This is a genomic window from Longirhabdus pacifica, assembly GCF_004115085.1.
Lineage (GTDB): Bacteria > Bacillota > Bacilli > Paenibacillales > DSM-105158 > Longirhabdus > Longirhabdus pacifica.
The window spans coordinates 58,520-65,394 of sequence record NZ_QXJP01000021.1 but is presented as its reverse complement, the minus strand read 5'-3'; the positions used below and the strand labels follow the sequence as shown (position 1 = coordinate 65,394).

Below are 6,875 nucleotides of genomic sequence, written 5' to 3'. Positions count from 1 at the left end.
CTAGGTCTTTATCTACAGGTTTTAAACAAAGTTTAAAACCACTTCGTAAGCAAGAGGAAAAAAGTGAAACGTAGTTTCACTGATCCGGGCTAATAAGGTTTACCTTAAAGCAACGCTACGAAGAAACAACGTAACACTTCTTCTTTCACTTTCAGTTTTGAGGGTACATGACTCTCAAATGAATGAGATTTTGCTGATGCAAAACTCACTTTTTATTCAAGCAAGCTATTGGATCTTTTAGATGGACACTTTTTTCTTGCTGAATACACATCGAAGCAATGCTTCGAAAAAAGTTTGGTGATGATGGCAGAGGGGAACCACGCGTTCCCATACCGAACACGACCGTTAAGCCCTCTAGCGCCGATGGTACTTGGACCGAAGGGTCCTGGGAGAGTAGGACGTTGCCAAGCAACAGTAAAAACCGTCTCATATCGAGACGGTTTTTTGTATAATCAATAGTTTACTGATGATTATAGACACTTCAAAAGTCTTCTTATAAGCGCTCTTTCAATTCTTCTAACTACTACGCGGCGGTGTCTTCTAACTGGAAGTCTATATCCTTTCATACCAGCACCATAACCGCCAAATCCACTACCAAACTGATTGACAGAATTACCAGCTGATTTTCTTATTGTCATTAAACTTCACCTCCGTATATTATTACATGAAGTTAAGTATAGTGCTAATAGCATGCTTAACAAAACGATGAAAATTATACAAAATTAGTTGCTATTGTTTTATTTAATAGTGAAGGTAATATTTTTCACGAGGTTTACCTTTGTAATGGTTGTTAGTGTTTATTAACATAATATATTTTTATCCTGTAAATCTGTAAATGTGTAAATGTTAATTAAAACTAATTTAAAGGGTGTAAAATTTTTATGGAACAATCACTTCAGTAGTTGTTATTATTTTAAACATATGTTAAAATTCTGATTAATCAAAAATTAATTAAATTAATTATTTTAATTACTTTTATGAATAGTTTTTAGTTAATGTTTAATTTTTCGTCTTAAGTTTATAACATTTCAATGACAAAAAGGAGGCTGCATACATAGTTTGATACTGTAATGAGCTTATTTGATTTATTTTAATAGAAGAGGAATGGATAATTATGATCAGTATAATGCTCTTAATCATGTACTCGACGGTAATAGTTCTTGTACTAGTTTTCTATAGAACACTGAAAAAGCTGATAAAAGAAGTGTCTTTTATGAATCCAGTGCCTGATTATTCAACATCTGCATTTGAAAAGTATCTACCTAATATGGGTGAACTATCGAATATAAATCAATGGTTACCTGATGAGCATCTGCCAAATGAAGATTACTGGATTCTGTCCATTACATCATCTACTTGTTCAGCATGTTTTCCGGGGATAGAAGAATTGTTAGTATACAACGATGATGTTAATCTTCCTCATATCAATATGTTGGAAGTTGAAAAGGAGTCTGATGTATTAAAGTACTCGACACATTTTGAAGACAAGTTTATTAATATTCCGATAAACAAAGAAATGGCTAAAAAGTTACGTATTCAGTTTTTTCCATATTTTATACTTATGCATTCAGAGCACGGTATAGTACACAATGCCACTACACCACAACACATTATCAATTTTTATCAAAATTTAATGAAAGAAAATCAGCAAAATCAACTTTCTTCTAGAGAATTAGTACCAGAGGGGTAAGAGGTGAAACAGAGTACTATAAAAATTTAACTTAAATTCATTTACATTAAAACATCTTACAAGTTTAGCTCATAATTTATGATAGCTCATTCAACAAAGGAGGCTTATTGTATCTTCTAAATAAGTTGGAGAAATGGTAGTTTACTAATCACTCCATACATGAAATAAATTCATTATTTTTTCAACTTGCATATAAAGGAATGACATGAGATGAATACAACTGTTTTTATTTCACTATTTAAAGTTATTTGGCAACGTAGTAAATTATGGTTTACTTTTTCTATATTAGTGAGAATCATCGAGGGATTATTGCCGTTAGCTACCTTATACATTACGAAAGAATTAATTGATGAAGTGGCTGCATATGTACAGGGTGCTCAAGGCAGTGATATTAATACGATTATCGTTCTTATTTTACTTGAATTTGCTATAGTATTTTTTAAATCCATGCTCAGTATGCTCACAGGTTTACTAGATACATATACAGAAATACGTTTAGATTATTACTTTAGCAAGAAAGTTTCGCTAAAATCCATACGTGTTCCTCTTACTTACTTTGAACTTCCTGATTTTTATCATCATTTAGAAAGAATTAGAGGAGATTATGGGAATCGCGTAATGGGGCCGGTGAGAAGTGTATTAGAAATTGGAAGAAGTATCATTACACTAGGATCTTACTTATTCTTTTTATTCACTATACACTGGAGTATTGCAATATTGAGCTTGGTAGCAGCAGTTCCTATTTATAGGATTCAAGCAAAATACGGTAGTGCAAAATTTCATCTAATGCGTTTTCAAACACCAGCAGCAAGAGAAGCCAGTTATACGAGTGCACTTTTAAATGATAGAGATGCATCCAAAGAAGTTCGTATTTTTTCACTCGGAAACTATTTAATAAATAGATGGAAAAAGATTTATTGGTTGAACAACAACCAAATGTTTAAGCTGATAAAAAGGGAGAAAGTTGCAAATTTAGGATTAGAGACGTTTACCGCCATTATTTATAGTGGATGTGCCCTCATTGTTGTATGGTTATTGAAAACATCAAAAATAGGAATCGGACAATTTGTTACCATGGGCCAAGCTATTCAAGGTGCGCAAACTTCAATGAACATTATTTCTTTTTCTTTGGCAAGTATTTACGAACAGTTTCTTTACATCGATGATTTATTCAAATTTCTAGAATATGAGCAAAAAGAGTATAACCCGAAACAAATTGAAAATCCTACTTCGTTTCCTAGTTCATTGTATAAAGGTATAGAAGTAAAAAATATAAGCTTTACTTACCCAGGTAGCAGTAAAAAAGTATTAGATGATGTTAGTTTTCATATTAAACCTGGTGAAAAAATAGCTATAGTAGGGGAAAATGGTTCTGGTAAAACCACATTGGTCAAATGCTTGATGGGACTCTATCCAATCAGTAAAGGCACCATTACATTTGATGATGTAGAGATAGAAACGATAGATAAGCAAGATTTATATCGAAATACGACCGTTATTTTTCAAGATTTTACGACTTATGCGTATACCGTGAAAGAAAATATCGTATTTGGTGACATAGAGCAAGAAGAAGACGACGCAAAGTTGAAAAGAGTAGCTGAGCAAACTGGTGTGGATACGTTTGTTCAACAACTTCCAGATAAATATGAAACAAGACTAGGTAAGTTTTTATTTGAAGGAGAAGATTTATCTGGTGGACAGTGGCAAAGAATTGCAATGGCGAGAGCGCTATACAGAGAAGCAAAGATTGTCGTTCTAGATGAGCCAACAGCTGCACTGGACCCACAGACCGAACTTGAAGTATTTAATCAATTCAAAAATTTATCAGCGGACAAAACAACATTATTTATTTCACATCGAATGGCAGCAGCTAAAATGGCAGACAGAATTTTTGTCATGAAAGAGGGTAAATTGTTGGAAGTTGGTACACATGAAGAATTGATAAATAAAAGACAAGAATATTATCGCATGTTTAATATGCAAGCAAAATGGTATGCATAACAAGTTGTTGCATTTACGAAAGGAGGAATGAACTTGGAATATATATGGCTAATCGCTAAGTTTTTAATCGTGATTATGTTTTTCAGCACAGCTTATGAAAAGTGGAAAAATATTGATGAGCATATTGCGATCATCAAAGCTTATGACATTATCCCTGACTCCATGGTAAAAGTATTTGCTTGGACGAATATAGGGATAGAGTTTTTAGCTGTACTATGTTTAGCGGTGGGTTTTCAACACACGATAGGTTATGTTTTTATCATCGCATTGTTATGCATGTACGCCACAGCAATCTCAATAAATCTTATAAGAGGAAACAAAGAAATTTCTTGTGGATGTGGTGGAGTACTAGGAAATCACCAATTATCATGGTGGCTAGTATTACGAAATACAGCAATGATTGCCCTTACTATTATGTTAATGAGCAATACAGGCGTGATTGGAAACTTAGATTTACTTGGATCTGGAAACTCATTATCACAAATCTACCCACCTATATTTTTTATCGTTTTTTTAATAACCATCACAACAGTTGTTTCGATTTACTATATGACTAGCCTTAAAAAAGTTGCGGAAGTAACAAAAAATCTAAGCGTGAGGTGAAACACATGACATGGTCACTCCTTTCTCATATCGGTTTATGGGTATTTATGATTCTGCAATTTGCATTTATGATATGGTTAGCTAAAACCATATTTGAATTTTTGAATCGTTTTAGAGTAACAGCACTAAAAGTAGAAGAAATTGCATTAAGAGTAAATCAAGAGGCGCCACTTTTTAGAGCAAAAGATCAACATGATGACATCATTAAACTAATGGATCATCCAACGGATAGAACGATGATTATCTTTTCAAAACGTACTTGTTCCACATGTCAGGAAGTATTAGCTAAAATTCCAGACATAAGGCAACAACTAGACGATCGAATCATTATTATGACGGATGAACTTTATGATAAAGATGAGATGCATCAACTCCCTAATGTTCATTACATTTATTCTGAAGAAATTAGAGAGATTTATTTTATTACTAAAGTTCCTACTATTATCGGAGTGGATAAAGAATCAGGAAAGATCAATTATATTGTAGATAATTACACTCTAGATGATCAGGTTAATGAATTAAAAGAACAGTATGGAAAAGCTTCGTAACTTCGTAAAAATCTTTGTCGCAAAGCAAGATGGATATGAAAAATACAACGGTTCATAGTAATAGTTCATCTTAGATGAAAATAGAAAAACAACCACTTTATGTTGATTTAGAGTGGTTGTTTTTTTGTGTTTAACGATATAAAATCATGACTTTATCTTCATGTGACAACTTCCATATAAAAAAAAATAATGGAAAGAATAGAACAAATAAATAAATTAAGTTAATGAAGATGTAGTTAATTTTATAAAATGAATTGATTTCCTATAACAATCTGTATTATAATACAAAACATAAAACAAAACTGTTATATAACAGATTGCTAATTGAGAGAGGGTGAAAGATATGAATCAGCAATTAATTGACTGTCCGCCAGGGGTCCAAATTACAGGTGAGTTGAAAGAGGGTTATGCGGAAATATTAACGACCGAGGCGTTGGAGTTTGTGGCAGCATTGCATCGGACATTTTTAAGTAGAAGAACACAATTATTACAATTAAGAGACAAGAAATATGAAGAAATTCAGGCAGGTAAACTACCAGATTTTTTACCTGAAACGGAACATATTCGTAAAGGAAGATGGACGGTTGCTCCTGTACCGAAAGATCTAGAAGACAGGCGTGTTGAAATTACAGGTCCAGCAGGAGACCGTAAAATGGTCATCAACGCATTCAATTCTGGAGCTAACTCATTTATGGCTGACTTCGAAGATGCAAACTCCCCAACGTGGGACAATACAATCGGAGGTCAAATTAATTTACGTGATGCTATTCGCAAAACCATTTCATTCGTAAATGATAGTGGGAAAAAATACGAATTAAAGGATGAAGTAGCTACCCTCCTCGTACGTGCACGTGGTTGGCATTTAGTTGAAAAACATATCATCGTAGATGATGAACCGATATCAGCTAGTATGCTAGACTTTGGACTATTTATGTTCCATAACGCACAATACCTCATTAATCATGGATCAGGTCCATACTTCTACCTTCCAAAACTTGAAACACATCTCGAAGCTCGTCTCTGGAATGATATTTTCATTATGGCACAAAAGAAATTGAATGTTCCACAAGGAACAATTAAAGCAACGGTACTCATCGAAACCATTTTAGCAACGTTTGAAATGGATGAGATATTATATGAGCTACGCGATCATAGTGCAGGCCTGAATTGCGGTAGATGGGATTATATTTTTAGTTATATCAAAAAATTAAGAAACCATGAACAGTACATTCTACCTGATCGTGCACTCGTTACGATGACTGTTCCTTTCATGAGAGCGTATACGCTCCATACGATAAAAACATGTCATAAACGGAATGCTTTTGCAATGGGAGGAATGGCAGCACAAATTCCTGTTAAGAGCGATCCTATCAAAAATGAAGATGCAATGGAGAAAGTAAGACTGGATAAAGAAAGAGAAGCACGAGATGGACATGATGGGAGTTGGGTTGCACATCCTGGATTAGTCCCGGTTGCAAAACAAGCTTTCGATCAATATATGTCTACTCCTAACCAACTTCATAAAAAGAGAGAAGACGTACAGGTGACAGCAAGTGAGCTGTTAGCAGTGCCAGAAGGAGAAATAACAGAGCAAGGTTTACGTATGAACATTAGCATTGGCATACAGTATACCGAGGCGTGGCTTAGAGGCTACGGTGCTGTACCGTTATTTCACTTAATGGAGGATGCAGCGACAGCAGAAATATCCAGGGCACAGGTATGGCAGTGGATTAGACATCCAAAAGGCATCTTGTCTGATGGTAGAAACGTATCATTAGAACTTGTACATCAATTCATAGAAGAAGAATTGGATAAAGTACAACAGTTTTACGGTATGGAGAAATATAAAGCTGGAAAGTTTGATATTGCAAAAAAATTATTTATTCAATTGATTGAAAATGATCAATTCGAAGAATTTTTAACTTTACCAGGTTACGAGTATCTACATTAATCGTTATTCTCTCATGATTTGATGCATGGGTGTAACAAATATATTCAAAGAGCTGCTGTAACCTTGAGGAGCGGCAGCTCCC

Annotated in this window: 5 protein-coding genes and 1 rRNA gene; all 6 read left to right on the top strand. The window is 34.1% G+C overall.

Annotated elements, in window-relative coordinates; all coding sequences use genetic code 11:
• Window positions 1-293: 293 nt before the first annotated feature.
• The 6 genes from rrf to aceB all read left to right on the top strand — a co-directional run bounded on the left by rrf (window position 294) and on the right by aceB (window position 6,793).
• Window positions 294-410 (top strand): 5S ribosomal RNA (gene rrf / locus D1Z92_RS13860).
• Between the two features lie 803 nt (window positions 411-1,213).
• On the top strand, window positions 1,214-1,690 hold the full coding sequence (locus D1Z92_RS13855; RefSeq protein ID WP_128896266.1) for a hypothetical protein: 477 nt from the start codon (window positions 1,214-1,216) through the stop codon (window positions 1,688-1,690).
• A gap of 210 nt (window positions 1,691-1,900) precedes the next feature.
• Window positions 1,901-3,691, top strand: a complete 1,791-nt coding sequence (locus tag D1Z92_RS13850; RefSeq protein WP_128896265.1) for an ABC transporter ATP-binding protein — start codon at window positions 1,901-1,903, stop codon at window positions 3,689-3,691.
• A 33-nt stretch (window positions 3,692-3,724) separates the two neighbouring features.
• A complete protein-coding gene (locus D1Z92_RS13845) occupies window positions 3,725-4,294 on the top strand; it encodes a MauE/DoxX family redox-associated membrane protein (RefSeq protein ID WP_164931628.1) in 570 nt (189 codons plus the stop codon).
• 5 nt (window positions 4,295-4,299) lie between these two features.
• Window positions 4,300-4,842, top strand: coding sequence for a peroxiredoxin family protein (locus D1Z92_RS13840; RefSeq protein ID WP_128896263.1), 543 nt, complete (start codon window positions 4,300-4,302; stop codon window positions 4,840-4,842).
• Between the two features lie 343 nt (window positions 4,843-5,185).
• Window positions 5,186-6,793, top strand: a complete 1,608-nt coding sequence (gene aceB, locus D1Z92_RS13835) for a malate synthase A (RefSeq protein ID WP_128896262.1) — start codon at window positions 5,186-5,188, stop codon at window positions 6,791-6,793.
• Window positions 6,794-6,875 lie beyond the last annotated feature (82 nt).

Excerpts from the sequence above, each read along its gene's own strand:
- D1Z92_RS13855 (WP_128896266.1), top strand. The coding sequence starts at position 1,214 with ATGAATCCAGTGCCTGATTATTCAACATCTGCATTTGAAAAGTATCTA.
- D1Z92_RS13850 (WP_128896265.1), top strand. The coding sequence starts at position 1,901 with ATGAATACAACTGTTTTTATTTCACTATTTAAAGTTATTTGGCAACGT.
- D1Z92_RS13840 (WP_128896263.1), top strand. The coding sequence starts at position 4,300 with ATGACATGGTCACTCCTTTCTCATATCGGTTTATGGGTATTTATGATT.
- aceB (WP_128896262.1), top strand. The coding sequence starts at position 5,186 with ATGAATCAGCAATTAATTGACTGTCCGCCAGGGGTCCAAATTACAGGT.